Source organism: Bradyrhizobium sp. 63_E2_N1_3 (assembly GCF_052076005.1).
GTDB lineage: Bacteria > Pseudomonadota > Alphaproteobacteria > Rhizobiales > Xanthobacteraceae > Bradyrhizobium > Bradyrhizobium barranii.
In genome coordinates this window covers 8,783,851-8,802,555 of record NZ_CP197235.1, presented here as the reverse complement: position 1 = coordinate 8,802,555, position 18,705 = coordinate 8,783,851, and the positions used below count along the sequence as shown (strand labels likewise).

Sequence of the window (18,705 nt, the reverse complement as noted above, 5' to 3'; positions counted from 1 at the left end):
GATCGGGCGATCCAGTATTCCAGAGACAGTTGTGTTTAAGCCGAGAGGCCGCGGCGTACTGGATGCCCCGGTCAAGCCGGGGCATGACAGCTGAGTGGGAGGCGCGCAGCTACCCCACGCAAATACCGGGCACCGCGACCTTCTGGAACAGATGCGGGCTCGCGACTGCGGATGCGGGGTAGGCGGCGATCTTTGCGCGGAATTCCGGGTGGGTGAAAGCGGCGCGGAAATGCGCGTTGGATTCCCACACCGCGTAATTCAGATAGGCCGGGCTGTCGCCGACGGCGCGGTGAAGCTGGGTGGAGATGAAACCGGGCTGGCGCTTCATGAAGGCGGCGTCGTCCTGCCACGTCTTGAGGAAGCTCTGCTCATCCTCGGCGTCGAGCGTGAACACGTTCACGAGCACCACGGGGCCGGTTTCGAGCGCGATCTGACGGTCGATCGGGAAGGCAGGGTCGAGGGGGCGCATGAGGGGCATGACATTGCTCCGGTCAATTTGGTGTCATAATGTCAATTCGACAGTCCCGGATATAGCTAATCGACATCATGATGTCAATACGGATCAATGGTGCCAAATGAACAAGACCAAACGGACCCCGGCGGGCGAAGCGCTGACCGGCCTCATCCTCGACATGTTCCGCGCCAACAGCCTGCTTCTGACCGCTGGCGACCGGCTGGTGACGTCGCTCGGCCTCACCAGTGCGCGCTGGCAGATCCTGGGGGCGATCGCCGACGCCGAGCGCCCGGAGCCGGTCGCCTGGCTCGCCCGCAATCTCGGCGCCAATCGCCAGAACGTGCAGCGCATCGTCAACGACCTCGCGCGTGATGGTCTCGTTGTCTTCGAGACCAACCCGCATCATCGCCGGGCGCAGCTTGTGGTGCTCACCGACAAGGGCAGGCAGGTCTACGACGCCGCCGGCCGCTTGCAGGTCCCGTGGGTCAACGGCCTTGCGGATGGATTGTCGGTCAGGGATATCGACGTGGCCCATCGCGTCGTGACCGCACTGCGAGCCGGTCTGAAAGACGCCGGTGAAGCGAACGAGTAAGCAAGCGAGGCGCCGGGGGACACGAGGCGTACATCGTGTGAGCCCATTTCGGACTCAAATCCGCCGCCGACTCAATCGATGTATCCAAATGCGGTTGGAGGCATGTCCTGAGTTGGGGAATTTGCCATGAGTGATGAAGATTTAATGCGTCATAAGAGACAGAAGCTGATTTCCACTGCCGAAGATACCGTGCGTGACGAGTCTTTCGAACTCTTGTCGCAGCAGCTCTGCGAAGGCGCTAGCTTTTCGGACGATGAATCCCCGTCGAACGACGTTTTTTTGCTTCTTGAGGAGAATGCGCGGCTTCGTGCACTTGCCATCAGCCTTTCCAGCCTGGTCGGAGACCTCTCCGAACGGGAGTGGAGCAATGCGCTCGCATCGGCCGATCGTGCCACGCTCAATCGCCTGAGGTCGTGTCGGGCGTAACGATAGAGAGAGCGTCGCGGTGAAGCGGAGCGTCACGCCACGCGTCTGACCGCGCTCAGTCGCTCGATCGTGCGTCCGACCTCGGCTGCCGGGCACGGCCTGCCGAAATAGTAGCCCTGGACTGCTGTGCAGCCGCATTCGCGGACGAAGTCGAGCTGCTCGATGGTCTCGACACCTTCCGCCGTGGTCTCGACGCCGAGCACGGAGCCGAGGCTGGCGATGGTGCGAACGATGGCGACGCTCTCCGGGCTCTCGCCGAGCGTGCCGACGAAGGAACGGTCGATCTTGATGCGGTCGAACGGAAACTTGCGCAAATAGCTCAGCGAGGAATAGCCGACGCCGAAATCGTCGAGGCTGACACGCACGCCAAGCGCGCGGAGCTGGTGCAGGATCTCGATCGTCGCCTCGCTGTCGTCGAGCAGCGCGGTCTCGGTGACCTCGAGCTCGAGCCGCTGCGGCGGCAGGTCGGCTTCCGCAAGCGCGCTCGCGACCATCGCCACGAGTCCGCGCGAGCGGAACTGCACCGGCGACAAATTGACCGCGACGGTGACATCGGGCCAGGACGCCGCGGTCGCACAGGCCGTGCGCAGCACCCATTCGCCGATCGGGACGATCAGCCCGTTCTCCTCCGCGAGAGGAATGAATTCGGCCGGCGAGACCAAGCCGCGGGAGGGGTGTTTCCAGCGCAGCAGCGCCTCGAAACCGGTGAGCTCGGTGGTGTCGAGCCGCACCTGCGGCTGGAACACGAGGTGAAATTCGCGTGCCTCAAGCGCGCCACGCAGATCGTGCTCCAGCGCGTGCCGGCCGCGCGCCTGTTCCTCCATCTCGGGCTCGAACAGCTGGTAGGCGCCGCGCCCCTTGGCCTTGGCCTGGTACAGCGCAAGGTCGGCGCATTTCATCAGCTCGTCGGCATCGAGCCCGTGATCGGGCGCGATCGCGATGCCGACGGAAACGCCGACATGGATCGACTGGCTTTCCAGCGGCGGCGGGTGGCCGATGATCTCGACCAGGCGGCGGGCGAGCCGTTCCGCCGATTGCGGCTGCGGTCCGCGCTGGAGAACGGCGAACTCGTCGCCGCCGAGGCGGGCGACGGTGTCATGCTCGCCGACATTCTCCTTCAGCCGTGACGCGACCCAGCGCAGAAGCCGATCGCCGGCGGCGTGGCCGAGGCGGTCGTTGACCGTCTTGAAATTATCGAGGTCGAAGCACAGCACGGCCATCGCTCCGCCGGCGATCGCGACCTGGTTCAGTCCCTCGCCCATTTTCTCGCGGAACAGCGTGCGGTTGGGCAGGTCGGTGAGTGAATCGTGCTGCGCCATGTGCGCCACGCGGGCCTGGGCCTTGTGGCGCTCGGTGACGTCCTCATAGGTGACAACCCAGCCGCCGTGCTCCATCCGCTTGTGATTGAGCTTGATGATGCGGCCGTCGTTCAGGTGACGGTGCAGCGTGTGTTCGCCCTCGCGCAGCCTTTCGACATAGTCGGCATAGATCCTCGCGGCGGTCGTGTTCGGATGGATGCCGAGGTCGCAGCTATGCTCCATGATCTCGCGCATCGAGACGCCGGGCTTCACGACATCGGGCGACAGCCCATACATCTCGATGTAGCGGCGATTGCAGACGATGACGCGCAGGCTCGCATCGAGCATGCACAGGCCCTGGCTCATGTTGTTCAGCGCCGCGTCGAAGCGGCGGTATTGCTCGCTCAGCTCTTCGATCGCGCGCTCGCGGTCGGTGATGTCCTCGTAGGTGGCGACGAAGCCGCCCTCGGGCAGCGCGCAGTAGCGCACCGAGATCACGGTGTCGTTCGACATGCGCCGGCGCATCGGCGAGGAATCGTGGTTCGCGATCCTCGCGCTGGCGGCTTCCAGCAGCTGTTGCGGACTGTATTCGGAAGTGAACGCCCCGTTCACCATCGACCGCTCGATCAGCTCGCCGAGATGCGTGCCAGGCCTGGTTTCCTCCGGCGACAGCCGATAGATCTTGCGGTAGGTGGTGTTGCAGACGCGCAGGCGCATGTCGCTGTCGTAGAAGGCGAGCCCGTGCGCCATGTTCTCCAGCGCCGCATCGAGGATGAAGTTCTGTTGCCGCAGCGCTTCTTCGTACTGCAGCCGCTCGGTGACGTCCTCATGCACCGTCACCCAGCCGCCGTCGGGCAGGAAGCGGGACACCGCCTGCACCATCCGGCCGTCATAGCGCATCACCAGCAGGGTCTTCGCTTTCCTGGCGCGCACGTCCTCCAGGCGCGTGTGGCGGAATTCGTCAATCGGCATGCCCGGCAGGTTGCCGCGCGACATCCAGTGTTCGATCACTGAGCAATGCGAGACGCCCGGCTTCACGATGTCGGGGTCGAGATTGTAGAGGTTCAGAAACCGCTCATTGCAGACGACGACACGGCTGTCGCCATCGTACATGATGAGGCCGTGCGACATGTTGGCGAGCGCGTGCTGGCTGCGCTCCGTCTGCACACGTAATTCCGCCTCGAGCCGGGCGAGGCGGCTGACGTCATCGCAGATCGTCATCCAGCCGCCGCCGGGAAGCGGCTTCAGCTCGAGCGCCATGACGAGTCCGCTCGCCAGTTGCTGCTCCGTGCGGAACGGCTTCCCGCCTGCGATCTGCGCGATCCGCTTCGTATACAGCGCGTCGAGCTCGTCCTGAGGAAAGTTGCCGCGCGCCGCGCTGTGTGCGAGCACCTCGCGGTAGCTCGTGCCGACATGCACGATGTCGGCCGACATGTCGAACAGCGACAGATAGCTCTGGTTGACCAGCACGATCCGGTTGTCGGCGTCGTAGACGCAGACGCCCTGCTCCATGTGATCGAGCGCAAGCTGGCTCAGCCCGACGAGGGCCTGCGGGCCCTCTGCGTGGCGTGCACCAAGCTCGTTATCGCGGATCGGCGTCATGGGATCGACGGGTCTCGGCCGGCAATAGACTTAACGCAACGTAGTTCAGCCACTGAGCGTAGCGAAGAGGCCGGAAAATTCCCTTAAGCGCAGTAGTTTACGGAGGGTGACTGGGGATGCGTAGAGTGTGTGCCGGCGCGCGAATGCGGAAGTGCCTGCAAGCCAGAGTTGGCCGAGAGCCTGCAACAAATCAGGTGTAGTCCCTGCGAACGCAGGGACCCATGACCCCAGGGCGCAGTTTGGCGAAGACTGATCCGGAATGATCTTCCCGCGGTACCGGCGTCTGGGCTCACAGGTAGATCACGCGGTATGGGTCCCTGCGTTCGCAGGGACGACGGCGGATGTTGGGCCCGACCTTACCCTACGGCCCGTACAGCACGAGTTCCGTGTCCGTGAGGTCGCCGAGCTGCGGCCGGTGCGGGCCCTTGAAATATTTACGACCGCGCCGCTCGGTGTAGATGCCGGCGAGGCCGGGTATCGGGCCATTGGAGTCGATCGCCACCGAGATCTTGCCAAGTCGCAGCAGCAGCCGGCCGATGCGGCCTGCGCAGGCGGCGTATTCGGCGGCGCTGCGGCAATAGATCAGCTTCATCGCCGGCGGTGCGATGAAGCCGCGGCGGATGCGCACCGGCTGCAGGACGAAGGGGAACGTTCCCTTCGGCGTGCGGCAGACCAGGCTGAGGCAATTGTAGCGGGCATGCCGCGTGAGGAGCTGCGTCTCGTCGTCGGTCAGCCCCTCGATCGCCTTGGCGTGCTGCGAGATGACCTCGATCTTGCTCCAGCGCGGAGGGCGCGCGAGTGCAGGCACGGAGAAGAAGATGCCGTGGCAATAGGCACGAAAGCCCTGCGTCTCGATGATCGGCCAGGTCCACGGCGCCGGGCTGATGTTGAGATAGGTGACATCCTTGTGCCGCTGCGCGATCTTGGTCAGCAGCGGGGCGTAGTTGCGGTAGGCCGGATCGACATACCAGCTCGACAAATTGCACTGGATGGCGGCCTCTTCGCCGTGCTTTCGCGCCGTGTAGATCAGCAGCAGCACGCCGACGGGCGCGCCGTCATTGTCGAGCATGTAGCCGAAGCGCGGATAGCCCTCCGGCACGGGCCGGAAGGCCTGTCGGCGCAGCCCCTGAATCCAGTAATTGCGCGAGCGGCCGACGAAGCCGCGCGTCAGCAGGTCCGCGACCGCATCGACGTCGGCCTCCGTGATCTCGCGGCATCGGACCTTGGTGTGGATCACGCTCGTTTTACCCGTGGAAATGGGAGGCCTCGTTCGCTCTATCGTTTCAGCATGATCTTTCGGAAAACCGCCCCGCAGTTTTCCGGATCACGCTCTAGCGCCAGCCTTCACCATGGGCATCGGCCGTGGCTAACGGCTGCATGCCCATGATCTCCCGCACCTTGGCGGGCCAGGCGGCGAGATCGGTGCCGTGGGTGTGGAACATGGCGACGGCCAGGCGGTCCATGCCGAAGGCGACGCAGCCGGTGTGGGCCGGTTCGCCATTGGCGTCCTGGATGCCCCAGGTCGTGCCAAAATGTTCGCGGTGATAGTTGAAGCTCATGCAGGCGGTCGGCTGATCCTCCGAGCGGAGCGGGATCAGGAGCTCGAACTTGAGCTGCTGCTGCTTCTGGCTCACTGCCTTGATCTGACCGACGCGGCCGAAGAAGGGGTCGCTGGCATAGTCGACGCGGAAGGTCAGGCCGAGGTCGCGGGCAATCGCCTGCGCGCGCACCATCCAGCGCTCGCGGAAATCGGCGACGTCGTCGGGGCTGCCGATGCAGACATATTCGCGCATCCGGAACGATTGCAGCCGGTCGAGATGTTTCGACGGCTCGCGGCGGAAGCAGTCGGCGGCGACGTCGAAGCGCAGGCCGCCCTTCGGCAAAGGTCCGCGGCTCGCCGCGATCGGATAGACCGGGTAGCACGCGGCGGGCGACAGCACGAGGTCGGCCGGCGAGAGCGATGAAGTCCAGTCGCCGCCGGCGTCGAAGCGGCTCACCGCCGCGTTGATCTCGCGTTCGGTGCCGTGCAGGCCGCAGACGCAGCCGAGCAGGTTCGGAAAACTCTTGAGATAGCCGGATTTCTCGAGCTGGGCCCGGCTCATCACCGGCGGAAAGCGCATGACCTCGGTGCCGGCCTCGCGATCGCTCGTGATCAGCGCGGCGAGACGCTCGACGACGCCCTCATAGAGCGCGGTGCGGGCGTAGACGCCGTCCGAGCCCATGGGGTGGAACAGCTTGTCGGCGAGATGATCGAGCGGATCTGCGATTTGCGGCGCGGTCTCGGGCGAGTTGGGGAGAACAGCAATGTTCATGTTCGACTTCCTGCTATCTGAAATTGTTCTTTTTGGCCGAAAGGCACGTCAGTCGCGAAGGCTTTCTAGTCCCGAAGGCTTGCCGGAATGCCGCTCATCAGCGTCGACGTGGCGGCGTTGGCGAGAATGCGGTCGTTGTTGATCATGATCGGTGAGGACAGCACGTCGCGCAGGTGGCGGCCCATGGTGAACTCGCCGTCGTTGCGGTAGCCGGAGAGGCCCGCGGTGCGCATCGCATGCATCACGGTCTCGACCGCGAGCTCGGAGGCCTGCACCTTCAACAGCGTGATCGAAGACTGGAAATCGAGCGAGCTCAGCGCGCGCTCGTCATGTTCGGCGCGGGCAAAGGTGTCGACATTGGCTGCGATCAGCGCGCGCAGCTTGGCCAGCGACATCTTCGCGGCCGTGAAATGCGCCGCGGCCGGCGGCATCTGGCCGCCCGAGGTGCGGGCCGCCTTGCGAACGAAAGCCTGCGCACGGGTCACGGCCGCAGCCGCGATGCCGGCCCAGGCCGAGGACCAGCACAGATGCGCGAACGGCGTCATGGTCTGGGCATGGATCTTGTCATAGGATTCCGGGAAGATGCGGTCGGCCGGGCAATCGACCTTCAGCTCGAAGCCGGTCGAGCAGGTGCCGCGCATGCCGAGCGTCTCCCAGCCCTGCGTCTGCTTCAGCGAATAATCGTCCTTGGCGAGCGCCAGCAGAACCTGGTCGGAGGCGGCGGCCTCGGTGGCGCGGCGGGCGATGGTGACGAGGCCGTCGGCCTCCGCACCGTAGGAGATCACGGTGGCGTCGCGCATCAGCGAGACTGCGTCGCCGGCGTGGTCGACTGCCGCGGCGCTAGCGCGGATGTTGCCGCCGTTCTGGCCTTCGGTGGTGGAGGAGGCGAGCAGCCACTGGTCGCGGGCGACCCGGCGCATCATCGTTTCCATCCAGGGGATGCCGTGGCCGTGCCTGATGACACAGGCGACCTTGGTCGTGTGCATCGCATAGATCATCGCGGTCGAGGCGCAGGCGCGCCCGAGCGTGTAGCAGATGTCGGTGACGTCGTAGATCGAAGCGCCAAGGCCGCCGAACTCGACCGGGATCATGACGCCGAGCAGTTTCTGCTCACGCGCGACCTCGAAAGCCTTGTGGGGGAAGCGGGCGTCGCGATCGACCCCGTCCGCGTCGGCCGCCGCCGCAGTGGCGGTCCGGGTGGCGCGTTCGATGAGGGAGGGGCCGTGTTCGAGAAAGCTCGTTTGCGTTTCGTCGACAGTGAGGACTGCTTCACGCACGTTCATACTCGTCCGCCTCCGGTTTGCCGTTCAGGATCGCCGGCATCATTCGCGATGCCGTGCAAGCGATCCTCCGACCATTTTGCTTGTGAGACGAGGCTACGGATTTAATTCAAATTCGTCGATGAAATAGAGGGTAAACAAACCGCAATTCCCAACGAACAGTTAAGTTCGGGTTGTTTGCATCGCCGACAATTCCGTGATCGCGTTAGGGATCTGGAAGAACCCGGAATTCCAGACAATCTGAGTCATCGTTTACTAAGAAAGGCGAAGTAATGGTGGCGCCCATTGTGGGATCGGCCCGTCGCGCCCATCGTAGCCGGCAACCGGTCCGACCGTTGAATAGACAGATGGGAATTTACCGATGCAGGCCTTCGATACCGACGTGCGCGATCGCGTCATCAAGCTGGTGAAGGGCATCCTCGAGCAGAACTCGCTCACCGCGGACATCACGCCACAGGCGAGGCTCGTCGATGCGGGCCTGACCTCGATGGACATGGTCAATCTGATGCTCGGCGTCGAAGCCGAGTTCGACTTCACCATCCCGCAGTCCGAGATCACGCCCGAGAACTTCCAGTCGGTCGAGACGCTGGAGCGGATGGTCGCGAACCAGCTGCAGCTGGCCGCGGCGGCTTAATTAGACGTACCTATCTCTCCCCGGGTCGTCCCTGCGAACGCAGGGACCCATACCGCGGAATCTATCGATCGTTGAGGGTCGCAGTACAGAACGACGAACCCTCGCCAAACTGCGCCCTGTGGCTATGGGTCCCTGCTTTCGCGGGGACGACATCGAGTGTGAGGCGAGCACTCCACGCCCCTCACAGCACCGGCATCGCCCCACCACCCCCGTTTCAAAATCGCCGCAAAACTGGCATAGCTTAACCATGTCGCACATAGCTGACAGGGTGGAGCAGGCATGACGCAGGCGGTATTGGGCATCATTGGTGGCTCCGGCATCTACGATCTGCCGGGTCTCGAGGGTGCGCGCGAAGAAGTGATCAAGAGCCCCTGGGGCGAGCCGTCGGCCCCTCTGCGGCGCGGCTCGATTGCCGGCCTGCCGATCGTGTTCCTGCCGCGGCACGACAAGGGTCACCGGCTGTCGCCCTCCGACATCAACTATCGCGCCAACATCGATGTTCTGAAGCGGGCCGGCGTCACCGACCTGATCTCGCTCTCGGCCTGCGGCTCGTTCAGGGAGGAGCTGCCACCCGGCACCTTCGTTCTCGTCGACCAGTTCGTCGATCGCACCCACAAGCGCGAGAGCTCGTTCTTCGGTCGGGGCTGTGTCGCGCATGTGTCGATGGCGCATCCGGTCTCGCCGCGGCTTCGTATCCATCTTGGGGCGGCAGCCGAAGCCGAGGGCATCGCGTTTGCGCGCGGCGGCACCTATGTCTGCATGGAGGGGCCGCAATTCTCCACCTATGCGGAAAGCATGACCTACAAGACATCGGGCTATTCCGTGATCGGCATGACCAACATGCCCGAGGCAAAGCTCGCGCGTGAGGCCGAGATCTGCTACGCCACGGTCGCGATGGTGACGGATTTCGACTGCTGGCATCCCGACCACGACGCCGTCACCGTCCAGGACATCATCCGCGTGCTGACCTCGAACGCCGACAAGGCGAAGGCGCTGGTGGCGCGGCTCGCGACGGATTTTCCGCGCGAGCACGAGCCGTGCCCGATCGGTTCGGACCGCGCGCTCGACACCGCGTTGATCACGGCGCCCGAGGCGCGCGATCCCGAGCTCTTGAAGAAGCTCGATGCGGTGGCCGGGCGCATCCTGCGGGCGTGATACGAAAGGCAGAATGCCATGAAGGTTGACGGCAAGCATTTTCGCAGCATCTGGCGCGAGCGCGATGGCTGGTCGGTCGGCGCGATCGACCAGCGCCGGCTGCCGCATGAGTTCGTCATCGCTAAGCTGACTTCTTGCGAAGACGCTGCGGTCGCCATTCGCGACATGCTGGTGCGCGGCGCGCCGCTGATCGGTGCAACCGCGGCCTACGGCATGGCGCTCGCCATGCGCGAGGACTCATCAGACGCCGGCCTCAAGCGCGCCTATGACACGCTGGTCGTGGCGCGGCCGACCGCGATCAATCTGAAATGGGCGCTCGACGAGATGCGCACGGCGCTCGCGCCGGTCGATCCGGTTGAACGGGCGGAGGCGGCCTATGCGCGCGCCGACGAGATCGTCGAGCAGGACGTCGAGATCAACCGCGGCATCGCCGGCAACGGCTTGAAGCTGATCGAGGCGATCGTCGCAAAGAAGAAGCCGGGCGAGACCGTCAACGTGCTGACCCATTGCAATGCCGGCTGGCTCGCCACCGTCGACTGGGGCACCGCAACGGCGCCGATCTATCTGGCGCATGAGCGTGGCATCAAGATCCATGTCTGGGTCGACGAGACCCGTCCGCGCAACCAGGGCGCCTCGCTCACGGCCTGGGAGCTCGGCCATCACGGCGTGCCGCACACGGTGATCCCCGACAACACCGGCGGACACCTGATGCAGCACGGCATGGTCGACCTCGCCATCGTCGGCACCGACCGCGTCGCCGCCAATGGCGATGTCTGCAACAAGATCGGCACATATTTGAAGGCGCTTGCCGCGCACGACAACGGCGTGCCGTTCTATGTCGCATTGCCGTCGCCGACGATCGATTTCGCCGTTGATGACGGCATCCGCGACATTCCGATCGAGCAGCGCAGCGGCACGGAGGTGACCGACATGACCGGCCGCACCGCCGACGGCCGGCTGGAGACGGTGCGCATCGTGCCGGAGGGCTCGCCGGTCGCGAATTACGCGTTCGACGTGACGCCGGCGCGGTTGGTCACTGGTCTCATCACGGAGCGCGGTGTGCTGAAGCCGGATAGAGCATCGCTGGCGGCCGCCTTTCCGGAGCGGATCGCCGCCGCGGCGGAGTAGTCAGTCTGCCAGGCGAGATGGCTCTACGCCGTCATTGCGAGCGCAGCGAAGCAATCCAGAATCCCTGCGCGGAAAGACTCTGGATTGCTTCGTCGCTTCGCTCCTCGCAATGACAGGCTAGACTAGCGCAGCTTCAGCCCCGTCGCCGCCTCGAGCTCGGCGATGGCCTGGGCCCCGCTGGCTACCTTGATCGTCGTCATGCCCATCTCGCGCGCGGGTTTTAGATTGACGCCGAGATCGTCGAGATAGACGCAATTCTTCGGATCGACCCTCAGCGTCTCGACCATCATCCTGTAGATGCGCGGGTCGGGCTTGCGCAGGCCGATCTTGGCGGATTCGATGACGTGGTCGAACAGAACCATCACCTCGGCGATGTAGAGTGAGCGCCCGGTCATGCTGCCGATCGCGTTGGCAGGCAGATTGTTGGTGATACAGCCGGTCTTGAATTGCGCCTTGATGCGCTTGAGAGCTTCGACCATCTCGGGACGCAGATCGCCCTGAAGCAGCGGCAGCACGTCGCGGCCGCGCACCTCCGCGCCGAGCGCGCGCGATTCTTCCGCGAAGAGCTTGTCGAAGGTGTCGATGTCGACCTCGGCTCGCTCGAACTTGGCCCAGGCGTTTTCCAGATGATTGGCGGCGTTGGTGCGCCGGATGATGTCGACGGGCAGACCGCGCTCGGTCTCGTACCGCGCGAACGCCTCGAACGGCGAGCTCGTCAGCACGCCGCCAAAATCAAAGATCACAGCCTCGATCGTCAAGATCCCGCCCTCGTCAATTCCTTCCCAAGAGCGCTAGCATGCGCTATCGGCAAGGGCCAGTCCGAAGCAATCCCGCCGTCACCGATGCTGACGCCAAAGCGTGTTCCCATGAAGAAGCTTGCAACCCTCATCGCAGCCGCGCTGCTGCTCGCTACGCCCGCACACGCCATCGTCGGCGGCGGCACGCCGCAGGCCGATGGTGTCGCGCGCGCGGTCGTCACCATCGTCGGCTCGCGTGGCAATTTCTGCACCGGCAGCCTGATCGCTCCGAAGGTCGTGCTGACGGTTGCCCACTGTGTGCAGCCCGGCGCGGACTACAAGATCGTCGATCGCGGCGCTGACGGTGCGCCGCAATTGCTGAATGTGCGTACCGTCGCGATCCATCCGAACTTCAACATGCAGGCAATGCAGGCGCATCGCGCCACCGCGGACGTGGCATTGTTGCAACTGGAAATTCCACTCAAGGGAAAATCGACGGTGTCGGTCGGTGCGCCGACCATTCCAATCCAGGTTGGCAGCCGCTTCGTCATCGCCGGTATCGGCGTCACCGTCCGTGGCGACGGCAAGAGCGGCGGCGCGACGCGCGTTGCCGGGCTCGTGGCCACGGGCCAGCCCGGCACGTTCCAGATCCGGCTGGTCGATCCCGTAACCAACGGTGTTCGCGACGGAATTGGCGCCTGCACCGGCGATTCCGGCGGTCCGGTGTTCGAGGACAAGCCGAACGGTCCGGTGCTTGTCGGCGTCATCAGCTGGTCCACGGGACCGAACGGCGCCGCCGGCTGCGGCGGATTGACCGGCGTCACGCCGCTCACCCTCTATCGCGACTGGATTTTGCAGACCGCGCGGAGCTGGGGTGCGGCGTTATAGTTTGACCGCGAATTGATCTGTGTCATTTTGAAGTGGAAGCGCGATGGGCGACCATGCCCGTCGCGGAGGAAACGCGCCGTCCGGTCAAGGGCGGCCACAAAAACAAGCAAGGCACAGAAGCAACAATGAATGTCGCTGTCCGCAGTCACGCCACAACCAAGCAGGCCTCTGAACATTTCGACGTGCTGATCGTCGGTGCCGGCATCTCCGGCATCGGCAGCGCCTATCACATCGAAAAGCAGCTTCCCGGCACGAGCTACGTCATCCTGGAAACGCAGGCGACGTTCGGCGGCACCTGGAGCACGCATCGCTATCCCGGCATTCGCTCGGACAGCGATCTCCATACCTTCGGTTATAGCTTCAAGCCCTGGGTCGGCCCGCCGATCGCGACCGCCGAGGAAATCCTCACCTACATGAACGAGGTGATCGAAGACAACGATATCGCCCCGCACATCCGCTACAAGCACCAGATCAATTCCGCGAGCTGGTCGAGCGAGCAAAATCTCTGGACCATCGAGGCGACGACGACCGACACCGGCGAGGCGAAAACGTTCACCGCCAACTTCCTCTGGATGTGCCAGGGCTATTATCGCCATTCCGAAGGCTACACGCCGGAATGGAAGGGCATGGACCGCTTCAAGGGCCGCATCGTCCATCCGCAGAGCTGGCCCGACGATATCGACCTCGCGAACAAGAAGGTCGTCGTGATCGGCTCGGGCGCGACCGCGGCGACGCTGGTGCCGAACATCGCCGACGCCTGCGCGCATGTCACCATGCTGCAGCGCTCGCCGACCTATTTCCGGCTCGGCCGCAACGCCATCGAGATCGCCGAGGAGCTGCGCCGGCTTCAGGTCGACGAGGAATGGATCCACGAGATCGTCCGCCGCAAAATATTGTTCGAGCAGGATGCTTTCACAAAGCTCTGCATTGCCAAGCCGGAGCAGGTGAAGAAGGATCTGATCGACCAGATCCGCGCGGTTCTCGGGCCGGACTACGACGTCGAAACGCATTTCACGCCGACCTACCGGCCGTGGCGGCAGCGTATCGCCTTTGTGCCCGATGCCGATCTGTTCAAGGGCATCGCCAGCGGCAAGGCCTCCGTCGTCACCGACGAGATCGAATGTTTCGTCGAGAACGGCATCCAGCTCAAGTCCGGCAAGCTGCTGGAAGCCGACGTCGTCGTCACCGCAACCGGCTTCAATCTTGCGGCGCTCGGTGACATCGCCTTCGAGATCGACGGCAAGCCGCTCGCCTTCGGCGACACCGTGACCTATCGCGGCATGATGTTCACGGGCGTGCCGAACATGGTCTGGGTGTTCGGCTATTTCCGTGCGAGCTGGACGCTGCGCGTCGACGTCGTCGCCGATTTCGTCTGCCGGCTGCTCGGCCACATGAAGGCCAAGGGCACGAAGAAGGTCGAAGTCAGGCTGCGCGCTGAAGACCACAACATGCCGATCCTGCCCTGGATCGATCCGGAAAACTTCAACCCCGGCTACATCATGCGCAACATGGACCTGCTCCCCAAGCGCGGCGACAAGCCGGAATGGCAGCACAGCCAGGATTACTGGACCGAGAAGGACGAGATCCCGAAGACGGATCTGGATGACGGGGCGTTTGTTTACGGGTGAGTGATTGTTCGTGTGAGGGGCGGTAGCGATTGCCACGCACACGGCTGTCGTCCCGGGGCGCGAAGCGAGCCCGGGACCCATACTCCCAGGCAGTGGTTCTAGGGCGAACCGCTCACTCCGAGTCTTCGCCAAACTTCTCCCTGTGGTTATGGATCCCGGATCTGCGCTTCGCTTGTCCGGGACGACACTGTTTGTTGGGCGAACTGCGTCTCAACTCATTTGCAGTGCTGCTACGAATTCCTTCGCGTTGCATTCGTTGCAATCGCCGCCGCCGCGGTCCGGTTCTCCACGCCGAGCTTGGCGTAGATCTGCTCCAGGTGCTTGTCGACGGTGCGCGGGCTCAAGCCCAGGATCTGCGCGATGTCGCGGTTGGTCTTGCCCTTGCTGAGCCAGGCCAGCACCTCGCCCTCGCGGGTGGTGAGGCCGAGCTCGCTGGTGAATTCGGGCGGCAGCGCCGTGCCGGACTCCTTGGACAGCCGCAGCAGGAACTCGTTCGGCGCGGTTTCGCCCATGTAGTAGAGCCGCAGTTGCGGATTGTCGGGCAGGGGAGCCGCCTGCGACTTCGAGCTGCCCTTGTCCTTCGCCTGCTCCAGCCATTGCAGGAGTGATGGCGGCAGGACGAAGTCGTCGGCCTGCGCGCCATGATGATCGGCCAGCAGTTTTTGCGCCTGCGGGGTGGCCCAGAGGATGTGGCCCTGGCGGTTGACTGCGAACAGGAAGCGGCCGGAGACGTCGAGCGCGGCACGCGCGCTCTGAGTCAGGCGGGCATTGCCGAGATGGACGCGGATGCGCGCCAGCATCTCCTCGATCACAATCGGTTTTGTCACGTAGTCGACGCCGCCGGCCTCCAGCCCGCGCACGATGTGCTCGGTCTCTGCAAGGCCTGTCATGAAGATCACGGGCACGTTGGCAACGCCCGCGTCGCGCTTGAGGCGGCGGCAGGTCTCGAAACCGTCCATGCCGGGCATCACGGCGTCCAGCAGCACGATGTCGGGCGTGATCTGGTCGACGATGCGCATCGCGGCCGCGCCGTCGAGCGCCACCATCACCGTCATCCCGGCGCCGTCGAGCGCATCGGTGAGCAGCCGCAGCGTCTCCGGGGAGTCATCGACAACGAGCGCGACATCGCGCTTCCTCGACTCAATGCTCATGCGCATGCAACGTCTTCAATGTGGCCATGTACCGGTCGAGATCGAAGCGGTCGACGAGCGACCGCATTTCCGCAACGAAGTCGGCATGCTCGGGGTGCTCGCTGCCGATCTCGTCCAGCTTCAACTGGATGCCCTTGACGTAGCCGATCTGGCCCAGCCCCATCAGCGCCTCGATGTGCCGCACCGGTGGCCTTGATCCGCTCTCGAGCCGCCAGAACGGCACCGCGATCTGGTCCGAGCCGTACTGCCATTCGATCTTTAGGAGTTGGCGGATCGTCTCCAGCAGCCGCGGGATGTCGATTGGCTTCATCAAATAGCCGTCGTGGAAGGGCTGCGCCAGCGGCGTGCCGTGAGCCTCCAGAGCGCTCGCCGACACCATCAGGATGCGCGCCTGGTGATGGCCGCTCGTGCGCAAGGCCTCCGCGACGGCCCAGCCGTCCATGGCAGGCATCGAGATGTCGAGCAGGAACAGGTCGGGCCGGCAATGCTGCGCCAGCGCGAGGCATCCTGGCCCATCGGGTGCACTGAGCAGGATGAAGCCGAGCGGCGCCAGCACCTCGCGCAGGAGGTCGCGATGCACGGGGTCGTCGTCGGTGATGAGGATGGTCTTGCGTGCGCCCCGATAGCCGGAGACCGGCGCCTCCACCGGCGCGATGCGCAGCGGATTGGCGACTTCCGACAGCAGCATCTTGACCTTGAAGGTGCTGCCGGCGCCAACCGTGCTCAGGACCTTGATGTCGCCGCCCATGACGCCGGCGAGCAGCCGGCTGATGGTCAGGCCCAGCCCGGTGCCCGTCTGCGGCTGCGAGACGCCGAGCGCGCCACGCTCGAAGGGTGCAAAGATGCGTTCGAGGTCGTCGCCCTGGATGCCGGGGCCGGTGTCGATCACTTCGAACTCGGCAACGGGGCTGCGATAGTGCACGACGAACTGCACGCTGCCGGTCTGGGTGAACTTGATCGCGTTGGAGAGCAGATTGATCAGCACCTGACGCAGCCGCTTCTCGTCGGCGTAGACCACGACCGGCAAATGCGCGGGCCGCCTGAACACGAAGTCGATGCCCTTGGCGGCCGCCTGGAGACGGAACATGCCGACGAGCTGGTCGAGGAATTCGCTCAGCCGCACTTCGTCGCGCGACAGATACAGCCGCCCGGCCTCGATCTTGGAAATATCCAGAATGCCGTCGATCAGGCCGGAGAGGTGATCGGCGCTGCGACGGACGACGCGGACCTGGTCGCGCGGCTTGGTGTTGAGCGTCGCGTCCTGCTCCAGGAGCTGGGCATAGCCGCTGATCGCGTTCAGCGGTGAGCGCAGCTCGTGGCTCAGGCCCACCACGTAGCGGCTCTTGGCGAGGTTGGCGGATTCGGCGACCTCCTTGGCGCGCTGAAGCTCGGCGTCGGTGCGCTTGTGCGCGTCGATCTCCTGGATCAGCAGCGTCGTCTGCCGCCGCGTCTCGGCCTCGGCGGCGCGGCGGCTCTGCTGCGCCAGCACGAACAGCCAGGCCACCACGCCGATGATGATGCTGAGCGAGAAGAACACCTTCCAGAGCACGTTCGAGACGAGCAAATTCTCGCCGGGCACGCTCGCCGAGGTCTGGAGATAAATCAGTCCCAGCACCAGCGCGACGAGGCCGGCGGAGACCATGAACACGCCGATATAGTGGCCGAACTGCGAGTTGATCCGCCGGTAGATCGGTTCAGGAAGAATCCTGCCGAGCGCTTCGGCGAACTGCACCTGCGCGCGCGCATGCGGTTTGCAGAGGTCGTGGCAGCGTGCATCGAGCGAGCAGCACAGCGAGCAGATCGGGCCGGCGTAAGCGGGGCAGGACGTCATGTCCTCCGGCTCGAAACTGTGCTCGCAGATACAGCACTGGATCGACTCGATATTGGCCCAGCTCCGCTTCGGCTTGCGCGCGATGTAGTACTTTCCGTCGGTGAGCCAGGCGATAACAGGCGCGGTGACGAAGGCGACCGTGAGCGCGACGAAGGCGGCGAGCGCCTTCATGGTCGGACCGAACAGGCCGTAAAACGCCGCGATCGAGACGATGGTCGCGATCGTCATGGCGCCGACACCGACCGGATTGATGTCGTAGAGATGGGCGCGCTTGAACTCCATCTGCGGCGGGCGCAGGCCAAGCGGCTTGTTGACGACGAGATCGGCGACGAGCGCGCCGACCCAGGCGATCGCGACGTTGGAATAGAGCGCCAGCGTCTGCTCCAGCGCCTTGTAGACGCCGATCTCCATCAACAGCAGCGCCACCATCACGTTGAACACCAGCCAGACGACCCGGCCGGGATGGCTGTGCGTCAGACGCGAGAAGAAGTTCGACCAGGCGATCGAGCCGGCATAGGCGTTGGTGACGTTGATCTTGAGCTGCGACAGGATCACGAACATGCCGGTGAGCGCCAGCGCCAGATCCGGCTGCGACAGCACGTAGCGAAACGCTTCGAGATACATGTGCGCGGGCTCGGCCGCCAGCTCGCCCGAGAGGCCGTGGCTTAGCGCAAAGAAGGCGAGAAACGAGCCGAGCAACAATTTCAGTGCGCCGAAGATGATCCAGCCCGGTCCCGCGATCAGCAGGGCGATCCACCACGACGTTCGCGACGTGCGGCGGTCGCGCGGCAGAAACCGGAGGAAGTCGACCTGCTCGCCGATCTGCGCCACCAGCGAGAACACCACCGAGGATGCGACACCGAACAGCAGCAGATCGAAATGTCCGCTCGGGTCGCCATGCTCGCCGGCGAACTTGCGCCACTCCGTGAACGAGTAGGGGTTGGCCCAGGCGATCGCGGCAAAGGGCAGGATGTGCAGGATGATCCAGATCGGCTGCGTCCAGAGCTGGAAGCGGCTGATCAGCGTGATGCCGTAGGTCACGAGCGGAATGATCGCCACCGCGCTGATGAGGTAGCCGATCGGGCGCGGAATGCCGAAGCACATCTCGAGCGCCGTTGCCAGGATCACCGCCTCGATGGCGAAGAAGATGAAGGTGAAGGAGGCGTAGATCAACGAGGTGACGGTCGAGCCGATATAGCCGAAGCCGGCGCCGCGGGTGAGCAGGTCAATGTCGATGCCGCACTTGGCTGCGTAATAGGCAATCGGCACGCCGCAGAAGAAGATGATGATGGAGACGACGAGGATCGCGGCGCTGGCGTTGGTTACGCCGTAGTTCAGCGTGATGGTGCCGCCGATCGCTTCCAGCGCCAGGAAGGAGATGGCGCCGAGTGCAGTGTTGGCGACACGGGCGGCAGACCAGCGGCGCGCGCTCTTGGCGGTGAAGCGCAGCGCGTAGTCTTCCAGCGTCTGGTTGGCGACCCACTGGTTGTACTGGCGCCTGACGCGGTCTATTCGCTGCCGCCCTGCCACTCGTTACCCCACTCCCGATACGTCCCAGAGCCCTCGCAAATTCCGTACCAGAAGCCTAC

General features: G+C 64.4%; 15 protein-coding genes. 7 read left to right on the top strand and 8 right to left on the bottom strand.

Going from position 1 to position 18,705, the window contains the following annotated elements:
* Positions 1–109: 109 nt before the first annotated feature.
* Positions 110–478: an antibiotic biosynthesis monooxygenase family protein gene (locus AB7531_RS41840; protein ID WP_063980016.1), complete on the bottom strand. Its 369-nt coding sequence runs from the start codon at positions 476–478 to the stop codon at positions 110–112.
* Between the two features lie 97 nt (positions 479–575).
* Between AB7531_RS41840 and AB7531_RS41835 the strand changes: the two genes are divergently transcribed.
* Positions 576–1,046 (top strand): MarR family winged helix-turn-helix transcriptional regulator, encoded by a 471-nt coding sequence (locus tag AB7531_RS41835; protein ID WP_063980015.1) that lies wholly within the window; start codon positions 576–578, stop codon positions 1,044–1,046.
* A gap of 126 nt (positions 1,047–1,172) precedes the next feature.
* The gene (locus AB7531_RS41830; protein ID WP_063980014.1) at positions 1,173–1,472 is read left to right on the top strand and encodes a hypothetical protein; all 300 of its coding nucleotides are present in this window, start codon (positions 1,173–1,175) and stop codon (positions 1,470–1,472) included.
* Between the two features lie 32 nt (positions 1,473–1,504).
* Here AB7531_RS41830 and AB7531_RS41825 read toward each other — a convergent pair whose 3' ends face one another.
* The 4 genes from AB7531_RS41825 to AB7531_RS41810 form a co-directional block, all read right to left on the bottom strand.
* Positions 1,505–4,372 carry a PAS-domain containing protein gene (locus AB7531_RS41825; RefSeq protein ID WP_063980013.1) on the bottom strand — a complete coding sequence of 956 codons (2,868 nt, stop codon included), beginning with the start codon at positions 4,370–4,372 and terminating at the stop codon, positions 1,505–1,507.
* Between the two features lie 361 nt (positions 4,373–4,733).
* Positions 4,734–5,609, bottom strand: a complete 876-nt coding sequence (locus AB7531_RS41820) for a hypothetical protein (protein WP_063980012.1) — start codon at positions 5,607–5,609, stop codon at positions 4,734–4,736.
* 94 nt (positions 5,610–5,703) lie between these two features.
* The gene (locus AB7531_RS41815; protein ID WP_063980011.1) at positions 5,704–6,684 is read right to left on the bottom strand and encodes an amino acid--[acyl-carrier-protein] ligase; all 981 of its coding nucleotides are present in this window, start codon (positions 6,682–6,684) and stop codon (positions 5,704–5,706) included.
* A gap of 65 nt (positions 6,685–6,749) precedes the next feature.
* The gene (locus AB7531_RS41810) at positions 6,750–7,967 is read right to left on the bottom strand and encodes an acyl-CoA dehydrogenase family protein (RefSeq protein WP_231143714.1); all 1,218 of its coding nucleotides are present in this window, start codon (positions 7,965–7,967) and stop codon (positions 6,750–6,752) included.
* A 358-nt stretch (positions 7,968–8,325) separates the two neighbouring features.
* Between AB7531_RS41810 and AB7531_RS41805 the strand changes: the two genes are divergently transcribed.
* From AB7531_RS41805 to mtnA, 3 genes are all read left to right on the top strand, one after another.
* Complete coding sequence (locus AB7531_RS41805) at positions 8,326–8,598, top strand: phosphopantetheine-binding protein (RefSeq protein ID WP_063980009.1); 273 nt, start codon at positions 8,326–8,328, stop codon at positions 8,596–8,598.
* Positions 8,599–8,877: 279 nt separating this feature from the next.
* Positions 8,878–9,753 carry an S-methyl-5'-thioadenosine phosphorylase gene (locus AB7531_RS41800; protein WP_063980008.1) on the top strand — a complete coding sequence of 292 codons (876 nt, stop codon included), beginning with the start codon at positions 8,878–8,880 and terminating at the stop codon, positions 9,751–9,753.
* A gap of 18 nt (positions 9,754–9,771) precedes the next feature.
* Complete coding sequence (gene mtnA, locus AB7531_RS41795) at positions 9,772–10,881, top strand: S-methyl-5-thioribose-1-phosphate isomerase (protein ID WP_063980007.1); 1,110 nt, start codon at positions 9,772–9,774, stop codon at positions 10,879–10,881.
* A 122-nt stretch (positions 10,882–11,003) separates the two neighbouring features.
* Here mtnA and AB7531_RS41790 read toward each other — a convergent pair whose 3' ends face one another.
* Complete coding sequence (locus tag AB7531_RS41790) at positions 11,004–11,639, bottom strand: HAD-IA family hydrolase (protein WP_063980006.1); 636 nt, start codon at positions 11,637–11,639, stop codon at positions 11,004–11,006.
* A gap of 108 nt (positions 11,640–11,747) precedes the next feature.
* On the opposite strand from AB7531_RS41790, the gene AB7531_RS41785 reads away from it, so the two are divergent.
* Together AB7531_RS41785 and AB7531_RS41780 are read left to right on the top strand one after the other, a co-directional pair.
* Positions 11,748–12,506, top strand: a complete 759-nt coding sequence (locus AB7531_RS41785) for a S1 family peptidase (protein ID WP_063980005.1) — start codon at positions 11,748–11,750, stop codon at positions 12,504–12,506.
* 125 nt (positions 12,507–12,631) lie between these two features.
* Positions 12,632–14,134 (top strand): flavin-containing monooxygenase, encoded by a 1,503-nt coding sequence (locus AB7531_RS41780; protein WP_063985944.1) that lies wholly within the window; start codon positions 12,632–12,634, stop codon positions 14,132–14,134.
* Positions 14,135–14,364: 230 nt separating this feature from the next.
* Here AB7531_RS41780 and AB7531_RS41775 read toward each other — a convergent pair whose 3' ends face one another.
* Together AB7531_RS41775 and AB7531_RS41770 are read right to left on the bottom strand one after the other, a co-directional pair.
* On the bottom strand, positions 14,365–15,291 hold the full coding sequence (locus AB7531_RS41775; protein WP_049812732.1) for a response regulator: 927 nt from the start codon (positions 15,289–15,291) through the stop codon (positions 14,365–14,367).
* Positions 15,275–18,646, bottom strand: a complete 3,372-nt coding sequence (locus AB7531_RS41770) for a hybrid sensor histidine kinase/response regulator (RefSeq protein WP_063980004.1) — start codon at positions 18,644–18,646, stop codon at positions 15,275–15,277. Before AB7531_RS41770 ends, AB7531_RS41775 begins: the two co-directional genes overlap by 17 nt.
* Positions 18,647–18,705 lie beyond the last annotated feature (59 nt).

Coding starts and splice junctions, on each gene's coding strand:
- AB7531_RS41840 (WP_063980016.1), bottom strand. CDS start 478: ATGCCCCTCATGCGCCCCCTCGACCCTGCCTTCCCGATCGACCGTCAG.
- AB7531_RS41835 (WP_063980015.1), top strand. CDS start 576: ATGAACAAGACCAAACGGACCCCGGCGGGCGAAGCGCTGACCGGCCTC.
- AB7531_RS41830 (WP_063980014.1), top strand. CDS start 1,173: ATGAGTGATGAAGATTTAATGCGTCATAAGAGACAGAAGCTGATTTCC.
- AB7531_RS41825 (WP_063980013.1), bottom strand. CDS start 4,372: ATGACGCCGATCCGCGATAACGAGCTTGGTGCACGCCACGCAGAGGGC.
- AB7531_RS41815 (WP_063980011.1), bottom strand. CDS start 6,684: ATGAACATTGCTGTTCTCCCCAACTCGCCCGAGACCGCGCCGCAAATC.
- AB7531_RS41810 (WP_231143714.1), bottom strand. CDS start 7,967: ATGAACGTGCGTGAAGCAGTCCTCACTGTCGACGAAACGCAAACGAGC.
- AB7531_RS41805 (WP_063980009.1), top strand. CDS start 8,326: ATGCAGGCCTTCGATACCGACGTGCGCGATCGCGTCATCAAGCTGGTG.
- AB7531_RS41800 (WP_063980008.1), top strand. CDS start 8,878: ATGACGCAGGCGGTATTGGGCATCATTGGTGGCTCCGGCATCTACGAT.
- mtnA (WP_063980007.1), top strand. CDS start 9,772: ATGAAGGTTGACGGCAAGCATTTTCGCAGCATCTGGCGCGAGCGCGAT.
- AB7531_RS41785 (WP_063980005.1), top strand. CDS start 11,748: ATGAAGAAGCTTGCAACCCTCATCGCAGCCGCGCTGCTGCTCGCTACG.
- AB7531_RS41780 (WP_063985944.1), top strand. CDS start 12,632: ATGAATGTCGCTGTCCGCAGTCACGCCACAACCAAGCAGGCCTCTGAA.
- AB7531_RS41775 (WP_049812732.1), bottom strand. CDS start 15,291: ATGCGCATGAGCATTGAGTCGAGGAAGCGCGATGTCGCGCTCGTTGTC.